The sequence below is a fragment of the Bradyrhizobium sp. genome, assembly GCF_049512235.1.
In the GTDB taxonomy this organism is placed as follows: domain Bacteria; phylum Pseudomonadota; class Alphaproteobacteria; order Rhizobiales; family Xanthobacteraceae; genus Bradyrhizobium.
On sequence record NZ_JBEKXH010000033.1, the window covers coordinates 1 to 25,438 of the forward strand.

Here is a 25,438-nt window from a genome sequence, read left to right on the forward strand (position 1 = left end):
CGGCACACCTCGCGCCGCGTGCAATTCGTCACCGGCGCCGATGTCACCGGGCAATTGCCGGCAGACCTCAACTGGGCCGCTCTGGCCGACCCGGATGCGACCACCGCGGTCTACATGGGCAAGCGGACATTTCCCGCGCTGGCGGCGAAGCTGATTGAACACGGCATGTCACCGGACACCCCGGCGCTGCTGGCGGAATCGCTCGGTCATTCCGATGAGCGGCTCGCGCGCACCACGATCGCCAAGCTCGCGGACCAGCTCGCGCAAGCTATTGGCCCCGCGACCGCCGTCATTCTGTTCGGAGCGCTTTCGGGAGATGGTTGGTGAGCGCGGCGCTGATGCTGTCGCTGATCGGCATTGGCTGCGGCGATCCCGAGCAGCTGACGTTGGCCGCTATGCGCGCCATCAATGCGGCCGACCTCGTCCTGATCCCGCGCAAGGGTGTCGACAAGTCCGACCTTGCAGAACTCAGGCGGAGGATCTGCGCGCAGGTTCTCGCAAGTGATAGCCCGCGTCTGGTCGAATTCGACCTGCCGCTGCGGGATTCGAGCCAGGAGGATTACCGCAGCGGCGTCGAGGCCTGGCATGACGCGATCGCCGCGGTGTGGTCGCGGCAGATCGCCGCCCATCTCGGCAAGGCGGGGCGGGTGGCGCTTTTGATCTGGGGCGATCCATCGCTTTACGATTCAAGCCTGCGCATTGCGCGAAGGCTCGATCCGGTGCCGGAGATCGAGGTGGTCCCGGGCATCACGTCGATCCAGGCGCTGTGCGCCGCGCATGCGCTGCCCCTCAACGACATCGGCGAGCCCTTTCTCGTCACCACCGGACGGCGGCTGCGCGAGGGCGGCTGGCCCACAGGCATCGACACCGTGGTGGTCATGCTCGATGGCGGCACGGCCTTCCAGTCCCTCGATGTCAGGGGATTGCGGATCTGGTGGGGCGCCTATCTCGGCATGCCTGAGGAAATCATCCTTTCCGGTCCGCTCGCCGAGGTCGGCGCGCAGATCGTCGAGCTTCGACTGATGGCGCGAGAGCGGCATGGCTGGATCATGGACAGTTACATTCTCAAACGCGCCAATCGCCACCAGCGACAACCGAAGGAGCGAAACTGATGCTTCCTGAATGGGTCTACCGCGACTGCCCCGCCATCTCGCTTCGTCACCGCGACGCCGCGCTGGTCCGCCAAAGCGAACTGACCAAGCCGGCCGGCGCGCTCGGCCGCCTCGAAACGCTCGCCGTCGAGCTGGCCGCGCTCCAGCATGCCGCCCGGCCGTCCGCGGAACGGGCGCCGATTGTCATCTTCGCCGGCGATCACGGCATCGCCGCGCAGGGCGTGTCTGCCTTCCCACAGGAGGTCACGATCGCGATGATGGCGAATTTCGCGGGCGGCGGCGCCGCGATTTCGGTCCTGGCGCGCGAACTGGGCTCACCGCTCGAGGTCGTCGATGCCGGAACGCTCGCGGAAGCTCCGCTTCAAGGCATCGTCACGGACAAGCCGCGCCGGGGCAGCCGCGATTTCAGCCAGGAAGCCGCGCTGGAGGCGAGCGAAGTCGCCTTCGCCTTCGAATGCGGCCAACGCGCGGTCGCGCGGGCTTCGGCGCGACAACCCGATCTCCTCATCTTCGGCGAAATGGGCATCGGCAACACCACGGCCTCGGCCGCGATCGCCGCCGCGTTGCTGGGAACCGGCCCGGACCTGATGGCGGGCAGCGGCACGGGCCTCGACAGCGCCGGTCGCGAGCGCAAGGCGCGGATCATTGCCGCGGCGCTGTTGTATCACGGCTTGCAGTCGCCCGGAGCTTCTCCCGAGCGAGTCTTGTGTGCCGTCGGCGGGCTGGAAATCGCCGCCATCACCGGCGCGATCATCGCCGCCGCCCAGGGCCGGATCCCGGTTCTGGTCGACGGCTTCATCGTTTCGGTCGCGGCGCTCGCGGCATCGCGCATCAATCCATCCTGCCGGCCCTATCTGCTGTTCTCGCACGCCTCGGCGGAGCAGGGGCACCATTTGGTTCTGCAGGCGCTCAAGGCGCGCCCGCTGCTCGATCTCGATCTGAGGCTTGGCGAGGGATCGGGTGCCGCGCTCGCGCTGCCGATCCTGCGGCTTGCCTGCGCGCTGCACAATGGCATGGCGACGTTCGCGGAGGCCGCGGTGCCGGGGCGGGCCTGATCCTGGCCTGATCCGAACACGCGCAGCTTCTCATGACGGTGCTTGATATGGCAGGTAGCGCGGTGTCCAGATCTTGGCGCGGATCGCGGGCTCTATCCGGTCGGTCGCGATGTCTTCGATCAGCCCCTCCTTGTGCGCTTGCTCGGCGACGGCAAGCGCGACCGTGAAAGCGACTTCGCGCAACTGGCTGACCGGCGGCAGCAGGTTTCTGCGCGCGTTGTTGCGGGCAGGCGAGGCGCCAGCCAGCGCCTTCGCCGCCGCCATGAACATCCCGTCCGTCACGCGTTGTGCCTTCACCGCGATCGCGCCCAGCCCGACGCCGGGAAAGATGTAGGAATTATTCGTCTGGTCGACCTTGAATCGGGCGCCGTCGCGGGTCAGCGGAGGGAACGGGCTGCCGGTCCCGACGACGGCCCGCCCTTCGGTCCAGGTCTCCAGATCTTCGGGTGTCGCCTCGGCGCGCGACGTCGGGTTCGACAGCGGAAAGATCACGGGCCGGACGTTGTGTTCCGCCATGGCGCGGACGATCGTCTGGGAAAACGCGCCGGGCTGGCCGGACACGCCGATCAGCACGGTCGGCTTGGCGTGCCGCACGACATCGAGCAGGCCGATCTTTTCGGGATGGTCGAGGACCCACCCTTCAACCGCCGCCTGCTTCTGCAGGAACGGCTTCTGGAAAGGTTCGAGGCCGCTCATGCCGTCTACCAGCAGCCCGTCGCGATCCACCATGAAGAAGCGGCGCCTGGCCTCGTCCTCGGCAAGACCGCCTTCGACCATCGCCCGCAGGATAAGGCTCGCGATGCCGCAACCCGCCGATCCAGCGCCCATCACCGCGACGCGCTGTTCGGTGAGCGGCGTGCCGGTGACATTGATGGCCGCCAGCAGCGTGCCGGTGGCGACCGAGGCCGTGCCCTGGATATCGTCGTTGAAGGTGACCAGCCGGTCGCGGTAACGCTCAAGCATTCGGGTGGCATTGCTCTTGGCGAAATCCTCCCACTGCAGCAGGACATGCGGCCAGCGTCGCCCGACGGCGCTGACAAAGGCTTCGACGAAGTCATCGTAATGCTGGCCGCGAATCCGTTCGTGCCGCCAACCGACATAGAGCGGATCGGCGAGGCAGTCGTGGTTGTCGGTCCCGACATCGAGAATGACGGGCAGGGTCGTCGCCGGATGGAGTCCGCCGCAGGCGGTGTAAAGCGCCAGCTTGCCGATCGGAATGCCCATGCCGTTGGCGCCCTGGTCACCCAGCCCCAGGATGCGCTCGCCATCGGTAACCACGATCGCCTCGACACCGTCGAAATATGCGTTGGCCAGAATCTGGTCGATCCGGTCCTTGTGCGGAATGCTCAGGAACAGGCCGCGCGGTTTGCGAAACAAGCGGCTGAATTCCTGGCAGCCGGCCCCGACGGTTGGAGTGTAGACGATCGGCAGAAGCTCTTCGATGTTCTGGACCAGCAGCGCGTAGAACAGCGTCTCGTTGGTATCCTGCAGGTCGCGCAGAAAGGCGTAGCGTTCGAGGTCAGTGGAAAGGCTGCGAAGCGCCTGCAGCCGGCGCGAGACCTGCTCGTCGAGCACGCCGATCGTGGGCGGCAGCAGGCCGTGCAGGCCGAACATGTCGCGTTCGGCCTCGGTGAAGGCGGTCCCCTTGTTCAACAGGGGATCGGCGAGCAGCTGGTAGCCCGACAGCGCGGGCGTGATGACGCTTGCGGTGGCGATGTTGATGGTTTGGCGCATGGTCAGGTGGGTTGTGGAAGATGAGCGTCGGACGAGGCGGCGCCGACCGTACCGAATTTCGCGTCCTTGACTTCCCTGCCTGACCAGGCGAGCGCTGCGATGACGATCGCGGCCGCGGCGGCGATAGTGGCGAGCCCGATGGCGTAATTGCCGCCGTGGCTGGCTGCAATATCTGCCTGAAGGGTTGCGTTGACCGCGGCGAGAAGATTGCCGGTCTGGTAGACAAGGCCCGGAAGCGTACCCCGCACGCCCTCGGGAGAGAGTTCGTTGAGATAGACCGGCACGACGCCCCAGGCGCCCTGCACCATGATCTGGAGCAGGAATGCCCCGAGCGTGAGCCAGAGCACGCCATGCGCAAATGCCCAGAGCGGAATGATTGGCAGCACCAGAAGGGCCGCCAGCACGATCATGCGCCGCCGTCCAAACCGCTGCGAGAGGGCTCCGAAGGTGGTGCCGCCGATGATGGCGCCGATATTGTAGATGATGGCGATGGTGCCAACCGTCTCTGTCGACAGCTGATGCTGGACCTCGAGGAAGGTCGGATAGAGATCCTGCGTTCCATGGCTGAGGAAATTGAACGCCGTCATCAGCACGATCATGAAGATGACGGTCCGCCAATGGCCGGAGATCGCTCCGAGCAGATCCTGTTTCTGCTGCCCCGCCTCTCGCCAGACCGGTGACTCGGGCACACTGAACCAGATGAAGGGGACGAGCAGTATTGGAATGGTGCCGACTACAAACATGCCGCGCCAGCCGATGCTCGGGAACAGCAGCGCGAAGGCGGCGGCTGCGGCCAGATAGCCGACCGCATAGCCCTGCTGCAGAATACCCGATATGATGCCGCGCGTTCGCAGCGGAACGACCTCGAAGGTGAGGGAGGCGGCGACGCCCCACATGCCGCCCATCGCCACCCCATACAGGGTTCGCAGCACGAGCATGATCGTCAGGGTCGGCGCGAAGGCCGAGCCGAGTTCGATCGCCGAATAGCACAGGATATTGATCATCAATACCGGCCGCCGGCCGTAGCGGTCCGCCAGCCGCCCGAAGATCAGGGCGCCGACCGGCCGTGCCGCGAGCGTCAGGACGATGGCCAGCGTCAGTTCCTTGACGCTGGTCCCGAACTCCTCGGCGAGCGGACGCAGGATAAAGACCAGAACAAAAAAATCGAAGGCGTCGAAGGTCCACCCGAGGAAGCACGCCAGGAATGTATTGCGCTGTGCCGCGGTGAGGCTGCGCAAGTCGGTGATCATCGTCATCGATCAGCCCTCCACCTCGATCGCGTTGAGCTCGCACCATTCGCGCAATGCTTGCTCGGTGGCCTTTGCCTCGAACGCGTACCAGCGTTCGAGGGCTTTTTTCCGGTTCAGAAAGGCGCGAAAATTCCGGTAAGCGCCTCGCCCGCCGAAGATATAACTGACCTCATCAAAATCGTCCGGCAGGCATTGGCGGGCAAAGTCCAGCGCCAGCGGCTTGCCAAGACCGAGTTCTCGCTTGTCGGGGATCGCGATGTATTCTTCACCATCCTCGGCTTCACCATCCTCGGCATCATCGGGCAGCTCGTCGAGGCCGGAAATTGCGGAGCGCCAGTAGATCTTGCCCGTCCGCCTGGCAAGGATGGCCCTGTTGTCGCCGGGGCTGCTGCCGACGAATTCGAACGAGAAGACTATGTCCTGAAAGCTGACGGGCATGGGTCTGCGTCAAAAAGCGTTGCGGCGCCCGAGCATCCCGGACGGACAAGCCATCCGCTGATGACGCCGAGCCACCCGTCAAAATCTGTGCGATCCGCGCTCGGCTGTCAACGATCTGCTGCAGCCCGCTGGGCGTGGAACAGCCTGTAGGCCAGTTGTTAGCTCACCGGGCCGATCAGGCGCCCTCACGCTCCGGATCGTTCTCTCCCGGCTCTTCGCCCTGCACGCTTGCCGCCGCCGACACCCCGCGCAGCCGGATCACCATGGCGATGACGTCGACATCGACCTTGACCAGGTCGAGTTCCCGGGTCATCTCCCGCACCTCCTGGCCCTTGCGGGCAAGTTCCTCCGAGACGTCGACGGCCATCTTGCGTTCGGTCACCCCGCCGGAATTGCCGATGAACATCTTGGCCCTCAACCACTCCAGTCGCGCCCGCTGCGTGTCGCGCGCGAACTTCTGTTCCACGAATTGGCGGCGGGCGCTGTGGTAGGCGCCGAGCAGCGCCGGTTCCGGCATGTTCCACAGCTCTTCGATGGAGATCGTCATGAAACTCAACCCCGGACGCACCATCGTCCGATATAGCAAAATCCGTTGGCTCTCGCGGTTTTGTCGTCAGGCCGGACGCTGCTTGATCACCTTGGCGGGATCCTCGCCATAAGGCGGCGCGTAGATCACCAACAGCTTGATGCGTTCGCTGATGACCTTGATCGAGTGGAAGACGTAAGGCGGATAATACAGCATGTCGCCGGCCTTGACGTGATACTCCTTGCCGTCGATCTCGGTGATTGCTTCGCCCTCGATGATATAGGTGGCCTGTTCGAGATCCGGATGGGCGTGCGGCGGCGAGCCGTCGTTGCGCTCGATATCGCCGAGCGCGATCTCGAGATATTTGGCGCCGTTGACCGCGGGGCCGATCAGACGGGTGTTTTTGGTACCGGTGTGATTGGCCGGGCTGTAGGTCGGCATTTCCGAAGGCCGGATCACATAGGGGCAGCGTTCCGTGATGGTGTCTGACACTTTAATTTCCTTTCGTTTCCGGGAGCGCTGGCCGCGGTCCCGGTTCAAGAACGATTGCGACGATCAGATGCGCTCGAGGCGGGGACGAACTCGGTGGCCCGCGGCAGTTCGATCGCCGATCCCTGACGGCGTCCGATCCCATACAAGGCGATAGCGGCGAGCATGCCGAACACGGCGATACTGCCGAGGCCCCAGGTGAATTCCCCGGTCTGGACCTTGGTGTAGCCGACAAACCAGGGAGCCAACCAGCCGCCAAGGATGCCCAAGGCACTGATCGCGGCCAAGCCTCCCGCCGCGGCGGCGCCCGACAGGAACGAGGGCGCGATGGTCCAGAACACCGGGGCGAACGACAACGTGCCGGATACCGCGACGGCGAGCGCCATCAGCCGCAAGGCCGGGTCGGTGACGAAGACCGAAGCCAGCAGCCCGGCGCCGCCGATAAAGGTGGCCAGCGCCGCGTGTCCATAGCGTTCCCCTCGGTGGTCGGAACGCCGGCCCCAGAAAATCACGCAAATCAGGGCACAGGCGCTCGGAATGGCGGATAGCAGACTGGCCTGCACGTTTGTCAGCCCGAATGACTTCACGATCTGCGGCAGAAAGAAACTGACGCCATTGTTCAGACAGACGTTCGAGAAGTAGATCGCGCCGAGGAACAGGACCCAGGGGTCGCTTAGCGCCTGCCTGACGGTATGCTTCTGCTTTTGCTCGCGTGCCTGCAGTTCGGTTTGCAGGCGTTCCGTAAGCCATTCGCGCTGATCGCGGCCAAGCCATTGCGCGGCGTCGGCGACACGATCCTGGAGATAGAAGGCGACGATGGGTGCCATGATGATGGCCGGCAAACCCTCGATGAGGTAGAGCCATTGCCAGCCGCGCAGGCCCAAGGCACCATCCAGATACAAAAGCGCGGCCGAGATCGGATAGCCGATCACCCCGCTGATGGGAATGGCCGCGAAAAACAGGCCGAGCACCCGGCCGCGATAGGCCGCGGGGAACCACAGCGTGAGGAAAAAGAAAATCCCGGGCTGGAACCCGGCTTCGGCAAGGCCGAGCAGGAAGCGTACCATGTAGAAACTGTGTTCGCCCTGGATGAAGGCCATTCCGGTGGCGCACAGGCCCCAGGTCAACATGATCCGGGCAATCCAGCGGCGCGCGCCGAACTTGTACAGCAACAGGTTCGAGGGCACCTCGAAGATGAAATAGCCCAGAAAAAACAGGCCCGCGCCAAAGCCGAACATCTCGGGGTTCAGCTTGAGATCGCCGTTCATCTGGAGCGCGGCGGCGGCTATGTTGGTGCGATCGAGGAAGTTGATGAAATAACAGAACATCAGGAACGGCACGAGCCGGTTCATCACCCGACGCATCGTGCTCACTTCGATGGCGGATGTTGCGGTTTCCGCCGCGGCGGCTTGGCCCTCTTTCAGTGCGCTGTCCATGTGGTCTCCACCCCTGTTGGGCAACCTTGGCCGGTCGCTTCAACCCCGAACCTGCGAAAATTTTTTCGCAATGACGAAATGATACCTTTGCCCAGCGTTTGTCAATATAGCCAACAAGGCCTTCCGAATAAGATCTCAGGCGCCTCGTTGACCGGCTTGACAAAGCGCCGGCCGTCCGGTCATACGTCGCTACAGCGAAATATCTTTCCCAGTTTCAGGGTTTTGAGTGCGGATGGGGGTATTTGGCTTATCATAGCAAAGGTGGCGCGATTGTCAGGAGAAACGCCGGGAATTTGGCCATTGGCTTCGGAGCAGGCTTCGGGTCCGCTCCGCGGCGTCCGCGTCCTCGACCTCACCACCGTGGTGATGGGACCGTCAGCGACCCAGCTCCTGGGCGATCTCGGCGCCGACGTCGTCAAGATCGAAAGCGCCGGCGGCGATTCGATGCGATGGATCGGGCCGTGGCGGCATGCCGGCATGGGGCCGATGTTCATGAGCGCCAATCGCAACAAGCGCAGCGTCGTGCTCGATCTCAAAACCCCGCAAGGCAAGAACGCGGCGATGGTGTTGGCCGCGGAGGCCGACGTGCTGGTCTCCAATGTGCGCCCCCAGGCCCTTGGCCGGCTCGGTCTTGATTACAACGGTGTGCGCCGGGCCAACAGCCGGATCATCTTCTGCTCCGCGGTGGGTTACGGCTCGGACGGGCCGGAGTCCGGCAAGGCGGTCTATGATGACCTGATGCAGGCGGCGTCCGGCATCGCCGGGCTGTTCGGCGCCGTCGACGGCGCCCCGCGCTATGCGCCGGTCAATATCTGCGACCGCATTGTCGGTCTCTATGTCGCCAATGCCGTGACCAGCGCGCTGTACCACCGCGCCATGACCGGCGCGGGACAGGACATTGAGGTGCCGATGTTCGAGACCATGGCGCAATTCGTGCTCGCCGATCACATCGGCGGCGCGGCGTTCGTGCCGCCGGCCGGCGAGATGGGTTACAAGCGGCTATTGTCGCGCTCGCGCGGTCCCTATCAGACCAAGGATGGCTATCTCTCGCTCGTGGTCTATACCGACAAGCATTGGCGGGCTTTTACCCGGATTGTCGGCTGCCCTGATCTGCTCGATAGCGACGAACGCTTTCGCTCGCAGGAAACCCGCACCCTTCACGCCGAGGATGTCGGCCACTTCCTGGCCGGCCATCTGCCGGCGCGGGGCAACAAGGAATGGCTGGAAATCCTGCACGGCATCGATATTCCGGCGAGCCCGGTCAATTCGCTCGACCAACTGCTGGATGATCCGCACCTCAAGGCCGTCGATTTCTTCCAGGAGATCGATCACCCGACCGAAGGCAAGGTGTTGGTCTGCCGCCATCCGGTGCGCTACGGTAATTCCAAGGCGTCGATCCGCAGGCTGGCGCCGAATCTCGGCGAACACAATGGCGAGATTCTCGGCGCCGAATTTGCCGGCGAGCCGACGCCCGCGGCGCCGGCTTCGACCGCCAAGATTGCTTCATGACCGGCGCGCGCCGAACCGCGCGGTGCGCGCTCGGATGGCTCATTGCGTTGCACTTTTCGCCAGGGAGCAAAACCCATGACTGACGCGGCACGCCCGGAAATCCGCTGCGAACGCAGGGGTCCCGCGCTATGGATCTGGATCGATCGCGAGGCGCGTCGTAACGCCATCAATCCGGCTGTGATCGCCGGCATTCACGCCGCGGTGCAGGGCGCGATGACGGATCGCGGCCTGCGCGCCATCGTTCTCAGCGGCGTCGGCGACAAGGCGTTCTGCGCCGGCGCCGACCTCAGCCACGGCACCGATACGTTCCAGGCCATGCCGGACGAGCCCACCACCGATTTCGGCCGGCTGGCGCGCGCCATGAAGTCGCTCGGCATTCCCCTGATCGCGCGGGTCAATGGCGATTGCGTCGCCGGCGGCATGGGCCTGATGGCGCTGTGCGATCTGGCGATCGCTTCCGACAAGGCGCGGTTCGGTCTGCCCGAAGTCAAGGTCGGCGTGTTTCCGATGCAGGTGCTGGTGCTGCTGCGCAGCATGATGCATGCGCGGCACATCAACGAACTCTGCCTGACCGGCAAATTGATCGCGGCGTCACGGGCGCTCGACATGGGAATCGTCAACGACGTCGCGCCTTACGAAGAACTCGATGCGCGGATCGAAAAGCTGCTGGCGCAGCTGCAGACGTCATCGCCGGCCGCGATGCGGCGCGGCAAGCAGGCCATTTTTGCGATGGAAGCCATGGCCTTCCATGAGGCGCTGGCGTTCGCGGAAGCGCAGATCGCGATTGCCGCGAAAGGCGCCGATGCGCTCGAGGGGCTCGCGGCCTTCAATGCCAAGCGTAGACCGCGATGGGCCGAGGAGGAATAGGCGATGGCTGAACGTATCATCCGGATCGGCGGCGCCTCGGGCGCCTGGGGCGACAGCCCGCGCGCCATTCCGCAATTGCTCGGCTCGGCGGTGGATTATTTGATGATGGATTACCTGGCCGAGGTGACAATGTCGCTGCTGGCGCGGGCCAGGATGAAGGATCCGGCCGCCGGCTATCCAACGGATTTCGTGCTCTATCTGCGCGAGACCTTGCCCGAGATCAGCCGGCGGAAGATCCGCATCGTCAGCAATGCCGGCGGCGTAAATCCGGCCGGTTGCAAGGCCGCGCTGCAGGCGATCTGCAGGGAACTCGGTCTGTCGCTGTCGATTGCCGTCGTCGAGGGCGACGACTTGCTGCCGCTGGTCGAAAAACTGCGCGCCAGGGGTATCCGCGAGGATCTGACCGGACTGCCCCTGCCGCAGCGCCTATTGACCGCCAATGCCTATCTGGGCGCCTTGCCGATCAAAGGCGCGCTCGACAACGGCGCCGACATCGTCATCACCGGACGCTGCGCCGACAGCGCGCTCGCGCTCGGCATCTTGATGCACGAATTCGAATGGTCCGAGAGGGATTATGACAGGCTGTCGGCGGGCAGCCTGGCCGGTCACCTCCTGGAATGCGGTCCGCAGAGCACCGGTGGCCTTTTCACGGATTGGGAAACAGTGCCGGACTGGCACAATATCGGCTACCCGATCGCGGAGTGCCGGGTCGATGGCAGCTTTGTCCTGACCAAACCCGCCTCCACCGGGGGGCTGGTCACGCCTGGCACCGTCGCCGAGCAGGCGCTCTACGAGATCGGCGATCCCGCAGCCTACATCCTGCCCGACGTGATCGCCGATTTCTCGCAGGTGAGACTGACCGAGGTGGGCCCGGACCGGGTACTCGTCACGGGCGCCCGCGGCCGTCCGCCGACCGACCTGTACAAGGTGTCCTCGACCTATCAGGATGGCTATCGCGCGGTTGCGACGGTGTCGATCGTCGGCATCGACGCCGCGCGCAAAGCGCGGCGCACCGCGGAGGCCCTGCTGGCGCGCGCGCGCATGACCTTCAGGGAGCGCGGCGTCGCCGACTTCGTCTCCACTCATATCGAGGAACTCGGCGCCGACGCGGCTTACGGACGCAATACCAGCGCAAGTCCCTCGCGCGAGGTGCTGTTGCGCATGGTGGTCGTCCACCACGACCGCAAGGCGATCGATCTGTTCGCCCGCGAACTTGGCTCGGTCGGAATTTCCTTTGCCCCGGGCACCACGGGCATCTATGGCGGCCGGCCCAAGGCCACGCCGCTGATCCGGCTCTGCACGTTCTTCGTCAAAAAAGCCGACATTCCGCAGCCGAGCGTGATGCTCGACAACAAGACAATGCGTGTCGAAATTCCGGCGGGTCAGTCGCCGGTCGCTGCCGCCGGCGCGCCGCGATCTGGCGTGATCGACGAGGTCGCGGCTGGCCCGACCGTCGAAGTGCCGCTGATCAAGCTGGCGCTGGCGCGCTCGGGCGACAAGGGCAATCTGTCCAACATTGCCATCATCGCCCGCGATCCGGCGTTGCTGCCGGTGCTGCGGCGCGAAGTCACGTCAGAGCGCATCGCGGCGCATTTTCGCGACCTGGTCGGCGGGCCGGTGCACCGCTATGAGGCGCCGGGCCTCGGCGCCCTGAATTTCGTGCTCGAAGATGCACTGGGCGGCGGCGGCATGGCCTCCTCCCGCATCGATCCGCAGGGCAAGGCATTCGGGCAGATGGCGCTGGAAATGAAGGTTCAGGTGCCGGCAGCGTTGCTGGCCAAGATCGGCTAAGCAACTTCGCGTCGCATCTCGAGGCGGTGGCAGGCGTCGACCAGCAATCCCGCCATCCAGTCCAGCTTCAGTTCGATGCGCGAAACCGGGCCCGCGACGGTGACGATGTAGTTCAATCCGTTCCAGGCGAACAGGGATGACAGCGTCATCACACCGTCCTGACTTTCCTCCTTGTTGAGGAACCATCCGCGCTGGCGGCCGGCCTCGATGTCATCGGCAAGCGCCCGCTTCGAGGTAATGGTATGCCTGGTCAGCGGCTCCAGCGTCAGGGATTTGAGGCAGCTGCCGAGATCCCGCGGCGCAAGGGTCGACAGGATCGCCTTGCCGCCTGATGTCGCATACAGGCTCCTGACGCGATCGCCGACATTGGCGCGAAACCTCAGCGGATGCGACGGTTCGAAGGTCAAGAGATAGGTGGCGTCAAGCCCGGTCACTTTGGCCAGCAACACCGATTCGTCCAGGCTGTCGCGCATGGCTCGCAACAGAATGTCGGCACGCAAGGCCACAGGGTCATGTTCGGTGATGGTCTTGGCGAGATCAAAGAGGCGGCGGGTCGGATAATAGCCGGCGCGCGGCGCCAGCTCGTAGATGTAGCCGCGTTCCTGCAGCGTCTGCAGGACGTCGTGGCAGCTGGAGGCCGGAATCTTCAAAAGCCGGGAAATATCCGACAGCGACAAGGTGCGCTTTTCCTCGGCGAAGAGTTCCAGGAAATCGAGCGTGCGTTCGACGATTTTTGACATTTGATTCGCAAAATATCGTTCGGGAAGTCGGAGTCAAGCGCTCCCGTCAATGACGGGCCAACGAAATTAAATGAATTTATTCAGTGCTTTATTTGATGATCCCGCGCTTCGGCCCGATCGGGAAAATTCGCCACGGGGAAATGTTTCGGACCAAGTCGAAACAGCTGAGACGAGGCCGTAGTTGAGATGCATAATCGGAGGACGCACGGATTGAAATAGATTTCGGACGGCATCCGCTGGGATCACAGGTTACACCGAGAGCTTTGTCTGCAGTGCACTGCAGCCCGGATATCATCGGGTTGCCGCGCCATCCTGCTTCTGCGCAAGGCAGCCGGCGACGGTTGACAGCGCAGGGTTGCCCGGCAATGTTATCCCAGGGGATGTGGAACGTGTGTCGGGAAATTTCCACAGTCTGGTAGGGGGCGTTCATGAAACTTTTTCCAGTCTTGCTGGTCGCCATTTCGTTTTCGCTTGCCGCGTGCAGCAGGGACCCCGGTCCGAAGGGCGAGCCGGGGCCGCAGGGTCCCGCCGGTCCGCAGGGCGCGCAGGGTATCCAGGGGGTTGCGGGAGCCCAGGGACAGCCGGGGGCCCAGGGACAGCCGGGCGCACAGGGACAGCCGGGCGCGCAGGGGCCGCTGGGTCCACAGGGTCCACAGGGAGCGCCGGGCGAGAAGGGCGCAAAAGGCGACAAGGGCGATAAAGGCGACAAGGGCGACAAGGGCGACAGCGCCTCGAACCTGCGGCCGGTCCAGGCCGATACGTCGGTCAGTTGTGAGCCCGATGAGATTCTGGTGTCGGTGTTCTGTCCGGGCGGTGGCGCGCCCGACGGCGCCAAGTGCAGTGCCGCGCCCACGATCGGCCTGTGCATGAAGAAACCGTGAGGTCTCGGTGCGGGATCGGCACATAGCCAGACGACCGATTCCGTAAAGCCTATCGGTTCAAGTACGACATCTTCGTGGGAGCCGCGCGCTCGCGCGCGTCGCGAATCCTGATCTTGAGGGGATCTTGCACGTCATTGCGAGAAGCCCTTGCGACGAAGCAATCCATAGCGCGGCGTACGCGGCTGTGGATTGCTTCGCTCACCGGACGGCGCCTGGCGCCGAGCCGGTAGCTCGCAATGACGGCTTGATGGCGCGACTGACGAAAGGGCACACTTCGCATGCTGGAAAAATTCGCACGCTATCCATTGACGTTCGGACCCACCCCCATCGAGATACTGGCGCGCCTCGGCGCCCATCTCGGCGGCGAGGTCGAGCTCTATGCCAAGCGTGAGGACTGCAATTCAGGACTGGCGTTCGGCGGCAACAAGCTGCGCAAGCTCGAATACATTATTCCCGATGCGATCGCCTCCAACGCCGACACCCTGGTCACCATCGGCGGCGTGCAGTCGAACCACACCCGCATGGTCGCCGCGGTCGCGGCCAAGATCGGCATGAAATGCCGCCTGGTGCAGGAAAGCTGGGTGCCGCATGAGGACGCGGTCTATGACCGGGTCGGCAATATTCTCTTGAGCCGGATCATGGGCGCCGAGATCGAACTGGTGGATGCGGAATTCGATATCGGCATCCGCCAAAGTTGGGAATTAGCCATCGCCGACGTCAAGGCCAGGGGCGGCAAGCCCTACGCGATTCCGGCAGGGGCCTCGGTGCACAAATATGGCGGCCTTGGTTATGTCGGCTTCGCCGAGGAAGTGCGGGCGCAGGAGAAGGCGCTTGGTTTTGCCTTCGACTATATCATCGTCTGCACGGTCACCGGTTCGACCCATGCCGGCATGCTGGTGGGTTTTAAGAAAGACGGCCGCGCGCGCCAGGTCATCGGCATCGACGGTTCTTTCACGCCGGCGCAGACCAGGGCGCAAGTGCTCGCCATCGCGCGGAACACGGCGGAGCTCGTCGAACTCGGCAAGGAAATCGTCGAGGACGATGTCGTTCTGATCGAGGATTATGCCTATCCGGCCTACGGCGTTCCCTCAGCCGAGACCAAAGACGCCATCCGCCTGTGCGCGCGCCTCGAAGGCATGATCACCGACCCGGTCTATGAGGGCAAATCCATGCAGGGCATGATCGACCTCGTCAAGAAGGGCTATTTTCCGCCCGGATCGAAGATCCTCTACGCCCATCTCGGCGGCGCGCCCGCGCTCAACGGCTACGCCTACGCGTTTCGAAATGGGTGAGCGAAGTGATGGTTTCCAGGATGGCTGATTTCCATGGCGTCTTTCCCTATCTGGTGTCGCCGGTCGATGCCGACGGGCGCGTCGGCACCGAGGTGCTCGGCCGCTTGTGCGACGACCTGATCAGATCCGGGGTGCACGGGCTGACGCCGCTGGGCTCGACCGGCGAGTTCGCCTATCTCAATGCGGCGCAGCGCTTAACCGTGGTGCAGACCACGATCGAGGCCGCAAGAGGCCGCGTGCCCGTGGTCGCCGGCGTCGCCTCGACATCGACCTCGGATGCGGTTGCGCAGGCGAGGGCCTATCAAGAACTCGGCGCCGACGGCATCCTCGCGATCCTGGAAGCTTATTTTCCGCTTGCCGAGGCCCAGGTCGAATCCTATTTCCGCGCCATTGCCGACGCGGTCGAACTTCCCGTCGTGATCTACACCAATCCCAATTTCCAGCGCTCCGATCTCACGCTCGACGTGATCGGAAAGCTCGCGACGCATCCGCGCATCAACTACATCAAGGACGCCTCCACCAATACCGGGCGGCTACTGTCGATCATTAACCGCTGTGGCGAGGCCATCTCGGTATTCTCCGCCTCCGCGCATATTCCGGCGGCGGTGATGCTGATCGGCGGCGTCGGCTGGATGGCGGGGCCGGCCTGTCTCATCCCGCGGCAAAGCGTCGAGCTCTACAATCTCTGCACCGCCGACTGCTGGGATGACGCCATGAAACTGCAGCGCAGGCTTTGGCGGCTGAACGAAGCCTTCGCGCGCTATAATCTCGCCGCCTGCATCAAGGCTGGGCTTGCGATCCAGGGTTATGACGTCGGCGATCCCATCGCGCCGCAGGCCGCCTTCACGGCGGACGAGCGCAAGGCGGTGGAGGCGGTGCTGCGGGACATCGGGTGAACCGTCATGCCCGCAAGCGGGCGAGGTAAAGGTTTTTGCGCGGCTCGGGCGCAGCGGCTACCCCCCGGATTTGGCCTGGACCTTGCCTATCCGCTAGAACACGGCTCAATCGAATAAGTGACCCGAAGGACAACGGATGAACATTCTTCCCGGCAATATGCGCTTTGGGGCAGGCCAGCCCGTCAAGCGGCTTGAGGACAAACGGCTATTGACCGGGAAGGGACAGTTCATCGACGACCGGCCGGAAGACGGCGCGCTGTGGCTGCACGTGCTGCGCTCGCCGCATGCCCACGCCAAAATCGCAAGCGTCGATATCAAGGCCGCGGCCGGGATGCCCGGCGTTCAGGCGGTTTATACCGGCGCCGACCTGGTCGCCGACAACGTCGGCACCCTCCCGACGCTTCTGGTGTTCCCGCGGCCCGACGGCTCGCCGATGACGGCGCCGCCGCGGCGGCTATTGGCCCACGAGCTCGTGCGGTTTGCCGGCGAGCCGGTCGCGGCCGTGGTGGCGACATCGCGGGTCGCGGCGCAGACCGCGGCCGAGGCGATCGCGATCGAATACGAAGTGCTGCCATCGGTGGTCGATCCCTTGGCGGCAACCAAGCCCGGCGCACCCGTGGTGTGGGAGGGCGCGCCCGATAACATCGCGGCGGTCATGAGCTATGGCGACGCGGCCGCGGTCGAAGCCGCGTTCGCCGATGCTGCGCATAAAATCTCGCTCGATGTGGTCAGCCAGCGGCTGGTGCCGTCGGCGATGGAGCCGCGCTCGACCATTGCCGAGGTCGACAAGAAATCCGGCCGGCTGATCCTGCATACGCAGTCGCAGACGCCGGGCTCGACCCGCGATATTCTCGCCGAGGCTGTGCTGAAGCGGCCGAAGGAAAGTATCCGCGTGCTGGTCGGCGATATCGGCGGCGGCTTCGGCCACAAGACCAGCCTCTATCCGGAAGACGGCATCGTCGCCTATGCCGCCGTAAAACTCGGGCGCAACGTGCGCTGGCGCGGCGAGCGCGGTGACGAATTCGTCGGCGGCACCCATGGCCGCGACCTGACGTCGACGGCGGAATTCGCGCTCGATGCCAAAGGCCGCGTTCAGGCCTATCGGGTGCGTTCGGTCGGCGGGACCGGGGCCTATCTTTCCGGCGCCGGCACCATCATTCCGCTGGTGCTGGGGCCGTTCGTGCAAAGCGGCGTCTACGATCTTCCGCTGGTTCACTACGAGGTCAAGGCGGTGATGACCCACACTGCGCCGGTCGGCGCCTATCGCGGCGCCGGCCGCCCCGAGGGCGTGTTCATCGTCGAGCGGCTGATGGACGCGGCGGCGCGGCAGATCGGGATCGACCCGCGCACCATCCGCAAAGTCAATTACGTCAAGCCTGGGCAACTGCCCTATACCAACCCGGTCGGTCAGGTCTATGATTCCGGCGCGTTCGCGCACATGCTGGAGCGCGCTTGCCAACTGGCGGACTGGGACGGCTTTGCCGCGCGCAAGAAGGCGGCCAGGAAAGTTGGCCTGCTGTATGGCCGCGGCTTGACCAGCTATATCGAGTGGACCGGCGGCCGCGCCCATACTGAAACGGTCAGCCTGCATGCGACAGCCGAAGGCCGCATCATCCTGCATTCGGGTACCCAGGCCATGGGGCAGGGACTGCAGACCACCTACACACAGATGGTCGCGGATTCGCTCGGCATCGCCATGGACAAGATCGATGTGGTGCAGGGCGACACCGATCTGGCCACCGGTTTCGGCAGCGTCGGCTCGCGTTCGCTGTTCGTCGGCGGCACGGCGGTGGCGGTCTCCACCAACGACCTGATCGCCAAGGCGCGCGAGAAAGCTTCACAGCTGTTGGAGGCTTCCGTGGATGACATCGAATACCACAGCGGCTGGCTTACGGTGGTCGGAACCGACAGGCGTATCGGCCTGTTCGAGATCGCCAAACATGAGCGTGGCGCGCGCCTCAGCGTCGACAGCACGGGCGAAGTCGACGGGCCGAGCTGGCCCAACGGCACTCATATCTGTGAGGTGGAGATCGATCCAGAGACCGGCATCACGCGCGTGGCGCGCTACACCACGGTCGACGATGTCGGCATTGCCGTCAACCCGATGCTGGTGAAGGGGCAGGTGCATGGCGGCGTCGCGCAAGGCATCGGCCAGGCGCTGTACGAGGGCGTGAGCTACGACGCCGACGGGCAGCTGTTGTCGGCGAGCTACCAGGATTACTGCGTGCCGCGCGCCGACGATATTCCGCCGATAACGGTCACGCTCGATGATTCCGCGCCGTGCCGCACCAATCCGTTGGGCGCCAAGGGCTGCGGCGAATCCGGCGCGATCGGCGGCCCGCCCTGCATCGTCAATGGCGTGATGGACGCGCTCGGCGAATTCGGCATCAAGACGCTGCAGACGCCGCTGACACCGATGAAAGTCTGGCAGGCGATCCGGGATGCCAAGGCGGCGGCGACTTGAGGGCCGAAAAAATATGTCGTCGTGCCCGGGCTTGTCCAGGCTTGTCCCGGGCATCCACGTCTTCCTTTCTCGAAGCAAGCATAGACGTGGATGGCCGGGACGAGCCCGGCCATGACGAATAAAAATTCGGGGCGGCGGGCTCGCTCTGATAGACTATGGACAGACATAGGGGGAGAGAACCTGATGCGCAGATTGCTAACCGTGCTGGCGGCGCTGGCGACGTTGAGCCTGACCAATTGCGGCTACAACGCGATCCAGACCAATGACGAGCAGGTCAAGTCGGCATGGTCCGAAGTCTTGAACCAATACCAGCGCCGCGCCGATCTGGTGCCCAATCTCGTCAATTCGGTGAAGGGTTTTGCGCAGCAGGAAAAGGACGTGCTGCTGGGGGTAACCAATGCCCGCGCCAAGGTCGGCAGCATTCAGGCGACGCCGGAGCTGGTCAACGATCCCGGAGCGTTCGCGAAATTCCAGGCCGCCCAGGGCGAATTGACCAGCGCGCTGTCAAGACTGTTGGTAGTGACCGAAAACTACCCGCAGCTCAAATCCGACGCGTTGTTTCACGACCTGATGGCGCAGCTGGAAGGCACCGAAAACCGCATCACGGTGGCGCGCAACCGCTACATCAAGTCGGTGCAGGATTATAATGTGACCATTCGTTCGTTCCCGAGCAACCTGACGGCGATGGCGTTCGGATATAAAGAGAAGGCCAATTTTACCGTCGACAACGAAAAGGAAATCTCGACCGCGCCGAAGGTGGATTTCAATCCGCAGCCGTCGTCCGCAAAGTAGTAAAGGTGTTCGACAACCCGGGCGGCCCGCGATGAACGCTGCAAGAGCCTGCATCCTCGCGCTGGTGCTGTGCTGGGCTTTCGCGGCCAGCGCCGACGTCGCGGTGCCCCCGCTCACGGGAAGGGTGGTCGATCAGACCGCAACGCTCTCCAGTAGCGACATCGCCACGCTGACGCAGCGCCTGAAGGACCTGGAGCTGCGGAAAGGCAGCCAGGTCGCGGTACTGATCGTGCCGACCACGGCGCCCGAGACAATAGAACAATATTCGATCCGGGTCGCGGAAGCCTGGAAGATCGGGCGCAAGAAGATCGACGACGGCGCGCTGCTGGTCGTTGCCAAGGACGACCACAAGCTGCGCATCGAAGTCGGCTACGGCCTCGAAGGCGCGCTCAATGACGTCACCGCTGAACGCATCATCGACGAGGTCATCACGCCGAAATTTCGCGGCGGCGACTTTGCCGGCGGGATTGCGGCCGGCGTCGACCGGATCATCGGCGTGATCGACGGCGAGAAATTGCCGGCACCGGAATCGCGGCAAAGCTCCGGCTCGTCCGGCTCGATCGAGAATCTGTTCAATCCGATTCTGATCTTCGCCGTCATCATTGTCGGCGCCATCCTGCGTGCCGCGCTGGGCCGGCTGATCGGCTCGGTGGCGACCGGCGGGGTGGTCGGAGTGCTGGCCTGGTTCCTCCTGGGATCGATGGCGTTGTCGCTGATCGCCTCGGTGGTGGCCTTCTTCTTCACCATGGTGGCCGAGAACATCGCTTCCTCGAACGGCCGCGGCGGCTTCATCGGCGGCGGCGGTGGCTTTTCAGGTGGCCGCAGTTCAAGCGACAGCGGCTCCTTCAGCGGCGGCGGCGGTAGTTTTGGCGGCGGCGGCGCGTCGGGTAGCTGGTAGGCGGCGGGGCTGACACGAATGGGCATCAGGCGCATCGGCAAGCACCTTCTCCATCACCGCTGGCATGTCAGGCGGATTTTCCCGCCACGGGCGCTGGCCGCGATCGAGCAGGCGATCAAGATCGCCGAGGCGACGCATTCCGGCCAGATTCGCTTCGCGGTGGAAGGCGCGCTCGATGGCGCGCCACTGTTCAGGGATCAGTCCGCGCGGGAGCGCGCGCTGGATATTTTCGCGCGGTTGCGGATCTGGGATACCGCCCACAACAACGGCGTGCTGATCTATCTCTTGCTCGCCGACCGCAAGGTCGAGATCGTCGCCGACCGCGGCATCGACGCGCATGTCGGCGCCGCCGGCTGGCAGAAGATCTGCGCCGCCATGGAGAGCGATTTCAGGGCGGGAAATTTTGAAGCTGGCGTCATCCGGGGAATCGAGGCCGTCTCGAAGCAACTGGCCGCGCATTTTCCGCACCACCCCGGCGATCGCAACGAACTGCCCGACGCGCCGGTGGTGATGTGATGCGCGGAGAGTTCGGCCGCAGGGTGGGCAAAGCCATCGGACCCGCGCGAACGCGCGAGGCCGATGGCGTGCCCACCATCTTTCCAAATCTAAAATGGTGGGCACGGCGCAAGGGCGCCTTTGCCCGCCTACGCGCGCCCAAGCCGGGCGCCCACAAGGGGCGCCCCTACGTCATGTCGATATTGTGGGGCGACCCTTGTGGTCGCCCTCCTTCGGCTCAGCCGTCGTCGAGTTTGTTGAGGTCGCGCACCGATTGCATGATCGGCTCGAAATTCGATCGCGCGTCGAGCGCGTCGAACAATTGCGCGGTATCCGATAACAGGGCGTGCGACCGCGCGATCGCGATCCGGACATCATCCTGCGGCGTATCGGATAGCCGGCCATGCCCGGACAACAGGATTTTGGAATTCAACCCCTTCAGTCGCTCCAGCGACTGGATGTAGTCGGCGATGCTGCCCGAACCGAACACCCCGCCCATCACGCCGCCCGGCATCAAGGTATCGGCGGCGAACAGCAGGCCCTGGTCCTGATCGAACAGGCTGATGCAGGCCGAAGTGTGGCCGGGCGTGTACATCACGTCGAGGCGGAAGTTGCCGAGGTCGAGCAGGTTTCCCTCCTCCAGCCAGATGTCGACATGAACAGGCACATTGGGCTCGTTGAACATCTTGCGCAGCATCGAGAAGTCGTCGCGCAACATGATCTTGTTGGCGGCGAGCCTGTGGGCGGCGATGATGGTGCGGCCGCCGAAATGATAGGCGGCGCCGATGTGATCGAGATGTTCATGGCTGAGAATGACCATGTCGATCTTTTCCGGTGGGCAGTCGAGATGATGCAGGCATGCGAGCAGCGCGGGATAATTCGAGGACAGCCCGACGTCGATCATGATGGTCCGCGACTTGCCGCGCACCAGATAGGCATTGGCGGCGCGGTTCTTGAACCGGACCTGATAGACGTCCTCAGTCGCCTGGATCAGCGAGCAGACGTCATTGTTCAACAGAACGGGAAACGGGCTCGGCTTGCGGTCGCTCATGGATTGGCCGCCTTAAAGGTGACATCATTGGAGCGGCGCAGCCGCTTGCTGAGCGCATCCATGATCATCAGCGCAAATGCCGGCTGCTGACTCACCAGATAGACGAAGCGGGCATGATTGATCCGCATCACCCTGGTGTTCGGCGCGGCGGATATCGCGGTTGCCGAGCGGGACGAGCCGTCGATCACGGCCATCTCGCCGAAGAACTCGCCTTTGCCGAGCGTCACGATGACGGTCTTGCTGGCGCCGTTGATCCTGGCGATGTCGACCTGGCCATCGAGCACCACGAACAGCTCACGCCCGGTCGAGCCCTCCTCAAAAATGACTTCGTTTAGGTCAAAATCGTTGATGCATTTCTCGACGGCCATGGAGCCCCCCGCCTGCTGGCTGGTCCGGTGTTGCCATGTTAGTCGGGAAATGCACCGGCGCAAACGACGCATCGGAATTGTTCGTGATGCCGTGGGGCAGCATTGGCCAATTTCAGGCGCCGCGGCCGTGCCGGCGGAAAACGCGCCGGACGACTTTCTAATATTCCGGTAATCCGGCCGCCGGTAACGATTTCGCAAGCTATAAAAGTTACCGAATGGTCAACCCTTCAATGGAGATTCATGACCGTGAGCGAACAAAAGGCGGAGCAGACCGGCGGTGAACTCGCCACCCTCAGCGCCGGACCGGACGCTTCCGGTGCGGCGGACGTACCGAGCAAGACGATGCTGGCTGCGGCGCTGGCCAGGACGCGAGCACCGGCCGCCAGCACCGATGCCCCGGCTCTCGCGCCCAAGCAGGCCGGTAAGACGTCGGATCCGGGCGCGTCCAAAGCGGATGCGGCAAAGCCGGAGACCATCAAGGCAGACGCGCCGCGCGCCCCCGGAAAAGCCACGATCACGTCATCGGGCGGCCGCGCCAAGGCCGCTAAAGCAGCTGTACCGGAAGTAGAAACCGGACAGAGCCAGGCGACGTCCAGTAAGCGCCGGCGATCCGCGCTGGCGGTTGTGGTGGTGCTGGCCGGCGTCGCGGGCGCGCTTGGAGGCGCGCTGGCGACCGTTAGTCTCCGGCATTTTCTTGGCGGTGATGCGCCCAACTCCGGCAACAGCTCACTTGAAGCCTCAGTAGGTCGGATGGACGCTGACATCCTGCAGCTGAAGGCCAGCGTCGAACAAAACGCCAAGCTCGGCATGAGCCAGTTCAACAGCACCAACGACCGCCTCGACCTGGTCGAGAAGGCGCAGGCCGAGCTTGCGGCCAAACCCGTTAAGCTCAGCGAGGCCATGGACAATGTCCGCGCTGCGCCGCCGATTGTCCCGACGACGGGCATGGCGAAGGAAGCCACTGGATCGATCGCGCCCCCAGCCGCTGCGGTGCCCAAATCTGCACCAAAGGCCGTGCCCGCGAGGTTGCCGACGCTACCGGGCTGGGTGCTGCGTGACGCCGCCAATGGCGGTGCACTGATCGAAAGCCGGCAGGGAGTCTACGAGGTATTTGCCGGCGATCTCGTGCCGGGTCTCGGCCGGATCGATGCCGTCCGGCGCCAGGACGGCCGCTGGGTGGTCGTGACCGGCAAAGGCCTGATTGTCCCGCGCTAGGCGCGCGCTAGACGAGGACTAGGACGGCGTTTCCGAAGTTGTGATCATATCGATATCGCGTGAACCTCCTCCCGAGTTACCCGGCGCCGGCGCCGCTATCTTCTCCCCTCCCCCCGCGAAGCGGTGGGGAGGGGTCGGGGGTGGGGGGTCCATCGGCAAGAACCGCTGCTTCGGTAACGCCGCGCCACCCCCCACCCCCGACCCCTCCCCGCCACGCGCGATGCGCGTGGGGGGAGGGGAGGAAGAGGACCGCGAGAGCTTGGAACTGATTGGTTTCACGGAATCGCTGCGCTAGGATCGGTTGCTTCACCGCGACGTGAAGCCGTCGATGGGATTTATCCGGATTGCAGTGCGAGAGACCGCCTCCTTTTGGGCTATATTACTGAATACGAAGCGCTCGCCTGCAGGGCGCGCTCTGAACGGGCGATTGCTATGGCGTCGCCTAAAGGACGCTACATAAAGGACGCCGCTTAAAGGACGCTACTTAAAGGACGCTACTTAAAGGACGCTACTTAAAGGATCTGGCGCCACGTGCGATTTGTTGTTGCCGTCTTCATCCTGCTTTCTGGCGTTCTGCCGCCACGCCCTGCGCAATGCGCGGCGGCGCTGGAGCGTGGCACTGCGATCATCGATCCGGCAGCGCTCCGCGCTCTCGATCACGGAAGATTTGGGCTCGGCCACGTCCTGGCGCCGGCGCGCGTGAGCGACGCTCCGCTCACCAGCGGCGAGTTGTTCGACTTGCCGTCGATGGTTCCCGTCCGCAAGGCGCTCGACGCCGAGTTCGATCGGTACCTGGCAAGGCACAAGGCCAATCTTCCGAACGAAAGCATCGGTGTCGGTACGGCCTATGATTTTCAATTGTTCGACCGCGCGCCGCTTTATTCCGGCCAGGCACGCTTCGTGCTGGCGGGCATCGTCAACCGGATGGACCGCGCCTATGTATCCGAGGCCAATTGCGGTGAAATCAGGCTGATCTACCGCTTGGTGCGGACGGACATCAAAGACGTGGGCATTGGCGCGCCGGAGGCCGGCGAAGGCGCGATCTCGCCGCGCCTTCCGATGACGCTCAATATCGTGCTGAAAGCCAAACGTGACAACAAGGGTAATGACGCGGCCGAACGCGGCAAGGCGCTTGCCTGCGCCGAGATCGCCCGCCGGTGGCTGGCTTCCGGCGACTGGCCGCTGACCGGAGCCGAGCTTGCCGAAAAGCTGATATCCGAAGATGGCCCGCTGGATCTGGTCCGGCCCGAAAATATCGATCGTATCGAAACCAATACTCAGATCGCGCATGCGCCGAAGTCTGCGGTGCGGGATTTCCGCACCGACTATCTCTTCAAGGTGTTCGACTACAACGCGCTATCGCAAGCGTTCGAGGAATCACCGCTGGAAAACCAGATCGATCGCGATCGGATCATGGCGGATGAAAAGCTCAAGGGCGATTTCAAGGCCTGGTTGCTCGATCCCAGGCATCTCCGTGAACTTGATCGCGCCACGATCTTGATTCCCGATCGCTTCCTCGCCACCGCGGCCATTGGTCCGACCCCGGTCGGATTTGCGCCCTCCCCCCTGCAGCCGGAATTCGGCCTGGTACAGGGCGAGGGCAACGCCAAAACGGGCGCTGTGTTCAGCGAAAGCGACGTAGAAGCCGCCCTGAAAAAAGCCGCCGACAGCGGCGAAGAACTGCGCAATATCCGTTCGCTGGCAGGCTTTGAGCGCCGCCTCAACGACGTGACCTGCTCAGGCTGCCATCAGACTCGCGGCATCGGCGGCTTTCATTTTCCGGGTGTCGACTGGATGGTTGCCGATCCCAACAATTCGACGATCGTGCCGGCGTCGCCGCATTTCTTTGGCGACCAGGTTCGCCGCCGCGATATCGTGACCAATTTCCGCGATGGCGGGCATCCGGATTTTTCCCACGGATTTGCCAGCCGCCCGCAATTGCGCGGCTCTACCGAACTGGCGGGGACCCAATATGACGACGGCTGGGGCGCACATTGCTATGTCCGGCACCCCGCCGCCACCGACAATGACGCAAGTTTCACATCGTGGAGCTGCGCCGAGGGACTCGCCTGTCAGCCCATGGACAAGGCCTCGCGCATCGGCATGTGCTTCATCGGCGAGCGCTAGCGTTCCGGCGTT

Annotated in this window: 24 protein-coding genes; 15 read left to right on the plus strand and 9 right to left on the minus strand. The window is 64.0% G+C overall.

What is annotated here, in order from left to right:
• The 3 genes from ABSG20_RS05095 to cobT form a co-directional block, all read left to right on the plus strand.
• Positions 1-327, plus strand: a 327-nt coding sequence (locus ABSG20_RS05095) for an SAM-dependent methyltransferase (RefSeq protein WP_423863405.1), incomplete at its 5' end; no start/stop codon positions are given.
• A gap of 11 nt (positions 328-338) precedes the next feature.
• Positions 339-1,112: a precorrin-6A synthase (deacetylating) gene (gene cobF / locus ABSG20_RS05100; RefSeq protein WP_423863427.1), complete on the plus strand. Its 774-nt coding sequence runs from the start codon at positions 339-341 to the stop codon at positions 1,110-1,112.
• Positions 1,112-2,167 (plus strand): nicotinate-nucleotide--dimethylbenzimidazole phosphoribosyltransferase, encoded by a 1,056-nt coding sequence (gene cobT, locus ABSG20_RS05105; protein ID WP_423863406.1) that lies wholly within the window; start codon positions 1,112-1,114, stop codon positions 2,165-2,167. The genes cobF and cobT overlap by 1 nt, the downstream gene beginning before the upstream one ends.
• A 30-nt stretch (positions 2,168-2,197) precedes the next feature.
• Here the strand turns inward: cobT and ABSG20_RS05110 are convergent, their stop codons facing one another.
• The 6 genes from ABSG20_RS05110 to ABSG20_RS05135 all read right to left on the minus strand — a co-directional run bounded on the left by ABSG20_RS05110 (position 2,198) and on the right by ABSG20_RS05135 (position 8,040).
• Positions 2,198-3,901: an NAD-dependent malic enzyme gene (locus tag ABSG20_RS05110; RefSeq protein ID WP_423863407.1), complete on the minus strand. Its 1,704-nt coding sequence runs from the start codon at positions 3,899-3,901 to the stop codon at positions 2,198-2,200.
• Positions 3,902-3,903: 2 nt separating this feature from the next.
• The gene (locus ABSG20_RS05115) at positions 3,904-5,157 is read right to left on the minus strand and encodes an MFS transporter (protein ID WP_423863408.1); all 1,254 of its coding nucleotides are present in this window, start codon (positions 5,155-5,157) and stop codon (positions 3,904-3,906) included.
• A 3-nt stretch (positions 5,158-5,160) separates the two neighbouring features.
• Complete coding sequence (locus ABSG20_RS05120) at positions 5,161-5,589, minus strand: hypothetical protein (RefSeq protein ID WP_423863409.1); 429 nt, start codon at positions 5,587-5,589, stop codon at positions 5,161-5,163.
• A 175-nt stretch (positions 5,590-5,764) separates the two neighbouring features.
• Positions 5,765-6,136, minus strand: a complete 372-nt coding sequence (locus tag ABSG20_RS05125) for a hypothetical protein (RefSeq protein WP_423863410.1) — start codon at positions 6,134-6,136, stop codon at positions 5,765-5,767.
• A 66-nt stretch (positions 6,137-6,202) separates the two neighbouring features.
• Positions 6,203-6,607 carry a cupin domain-containing protein gene (locus tag ABSG20_RS05130; RefSeq protein ID WP_423863411.1) on the minus strand — a complete coding sequence of 135 codons (405 nt, stop codon included), beginning with the start codon at positions 6,605-6,607 and terminating at the stop codon, positions 6,203-6,205.
• Positions 6,608-6,651: 44 nt separating this feature from the next.
• The gene (locus ABSG20_RS05135) at positions 6,652-8,040 is read right to left on the minus strand and encodes an MFS transporter (protein WP_423863412.1); all 1,389 of its coding nucleotides are present in this window, start codon (positions 8,038-8,040) and stop codon (positions 6,652-6,654) included.
• 300 nt (positions 8,041-8,340) lie between these two features.
• Between ABSG20_RS05135 and ABSG20_RS05140 the strand changes: the two genes are divergently transcribed.
• From ABSG20_RS05140 to ABSG20_RS05150, 3 genes are all read left to right on the plus strand, one after another.
• Positions 8,341-9,549 (plus strand): CaiB/BaiF CoA transferase family protein, encoded by a 1,209-nt coding sequence (locus ABSG20_RS05140; protein WP_423863413.1) that lies wholly within the window; start codon positions 8,341-8,343, stop codon positions 9,547-9,549.
• 75 nt (positions 9,550-9,624) lie between these two features.
• Positions 9,625-10,416 carry an enoyl-CoA hydratase-related protein gene (locus ABSG20_RS05145; RefSeq protein ID WP_423863414.1) on the plus strand — a complete coding sequence of 264 codons (792 nt, stop codon included), beginning with the start codon at positions 9,625-9,627 and terminating at the stop codon, positions 10,414-10,416.
• 3 nt (positions 10,417-10,419) lie between these two features.
• The gene (locus ABSG20_RS05150; protein ID WP_423863415.1) at positions 10,420-12,207 is read left to right on the plus strand and encodes an acyclic terpene utilization AtuA family protein; all 1,788 of its coding nucleotides are present in this window, start codon (positions 10,420-10,422) and stop codon (positions 12,205-12,207) included.
• Here ABSG20_RS05150 and ABSG20_RS05155 read toward each other — a convergent pair.
• Entirely contained in the window at positions 12,204-12,947 is a 744-nt protein-coding gene (locus tag ABSG20_RS05155) for an IclR family transcriptional regulator (RefSeq protein ID WP_423863416.1), read from the minus strand. The genes ABSG20_RS05150 and ABSG20_RS05155 overlap by 4 nt on opposite strands.
• 428 nt (positions 12,948-13,375) lie before the next feature.
• On the opposite strand from ABSG20_RS05155, the gene ABSG20_RS05160 reads away from it, so the two are divergent.
• The 7 genes from ABSG20_RS05160 (at position 13,376) to ABSG20_RS05190 (ending at position 20,686) form a co-directional block, all read left to right on the plus strand.
• Positions 13,376-13,828, plus strand: coding sequence for a hypothetical protein (locus tag ABSG20_RS05160; RefSeq protein WP_423863417.1), 453 nt, complete (start codon positions 13,376-13,378; stop codon positions 13,826-13,828).
• Positions 13,829-14,106: 278 nt separating this feature from the next.
• Positions 14,107-15,120, plus strand: a complete 1,014-nt coding sequence (locus ABSG20_RS05165) for a 1-aminocyclopropane-1-carboxylate deaminase (RefSeq protein WP_423863418.1) — start codon at positions 14,107-14,109, stop codon at positions 15,118-15,120.
• Positions 15,121-15,140: 20 nt separating this feature from the next.
• Entirely contained in the window at positions 15,141-16,016 is an 876-nt protein-coding gene (locus ABSG20_RS05170) for a dihydrodipicolinate synthase family protein (RefSeq protein ID WP_423863419.1), read from the plus strand.
• Between the two features lie 136 nt (positions 16,017-16,152).
• Positions 16,153-18,480, plus strand: a complete 2,328-nt coding sequence (locus ABSG20_RS05175) for a xanthine dehydrogenase family protein molybdopterin-binding subunit (RefSeq protein ID WP_423863420.1) — start codon at positions 16,153-16,155, stop codon at positions 18,478-18,480.
• A 183-nt stretch (positions 18,481-18,663) separates the two neighbouring features.
• Positions 18,664-19,272 carry a LemA family protein gene (locus ABSG20_RS05180; RefSeq protein ID WP_423863421.1) on the plus strand — a complete coding sequence of 203 codons (609 nt, stop codon included), beginning with the start codon at positions 18,664-18,666 and terminating at the stop codon, positions 19,270-19,272.
• Positions 19,273-19,303: 31 nt separating this feature from the next.
• The gene (locus ABSG20_RS05185) at positions 19,304-20,170 is read left to right on the plus strand and encodes a TPM domain-containing protein (protein ID WP_423863422.1); all 867 of its coding nucleotides are present in this window, start codon (positions 19,304-19,306) and stop codon (positions 20,168-20,170) included.
• Between the two features lie 18 nt (positions 20,171-20,188).
• Positions 20,189-20,686, plus strand: a complete 498-nt coding sequence (locus ABSG20_RS05190; RefSeq protein WP_423863423.1) for a TPM domain-containing protein — start codon at positions 20,189-20,191, stop codon at positions 20,684-20,686.
• A gap of 217 nt (positions 20,687-20,903) precedes the next feature.
• Here the strand turns inward: ABSG20_RS05190 and ABSG20_RS05195 are convergent, their stop codons facing one another.
• A complete protein-coding gene (locus ABSG20_RS05195; RefSeq protein WP_423863424.1) occupies positions 20,904-21,716 on the minus strand; it encodes an MBL fold metallo-hydrolase in 813 nt (270 codons plus the stop codon).
• The gene (locus ABSG20_RS05200) at positions 21,713-22,084 is read right to left on the minus strand and encodes a Crp/Fnr family transcriptional regulator (protein ID WP_423863425.1); all 372 of its coding nucleotides are present in this window, start codon (positions 22,082-22,084) and stop codon (positions 21,713-21,715) included. The genes ABSG20_RS05195 and ABSG20_RS05200 overlap by 4 nt, the downstream gene beginning before the upstream one ends.
• A 240-nt stretch (positions 22,085-22,324) precedes the next feature.
• On the opposite strand from ABSG20_RS05200, the gene ABSG20_RS05205 reads away from it, so the two are divergent.
• Positions 22,325-23,299, plus strand: a complete 975-nt coding sequence (locus ABSG20_RS05205) for a hypothetical protein (RefSeq protein ID WP_423863426.1) — start codon at positions 22,325-22,327, stop codon at positions 23,297-23,299.
• Positions 23,300-23,818: 519 nt separating this feature from the next.
• On the plus strand, positions 23,819-25,426 hold the full coding sequence (locus ABSG20_RS05210) for a hypothetical protein (RefSeq protein WP_423863428.1): 1,608 nt from the start codon (positions 23,819-23,821) through the stop codon (positions 25,424-25,426).
• The last annotated feature ends 12 nt before the right edge of the window (positions 25,427-25,438 follow it).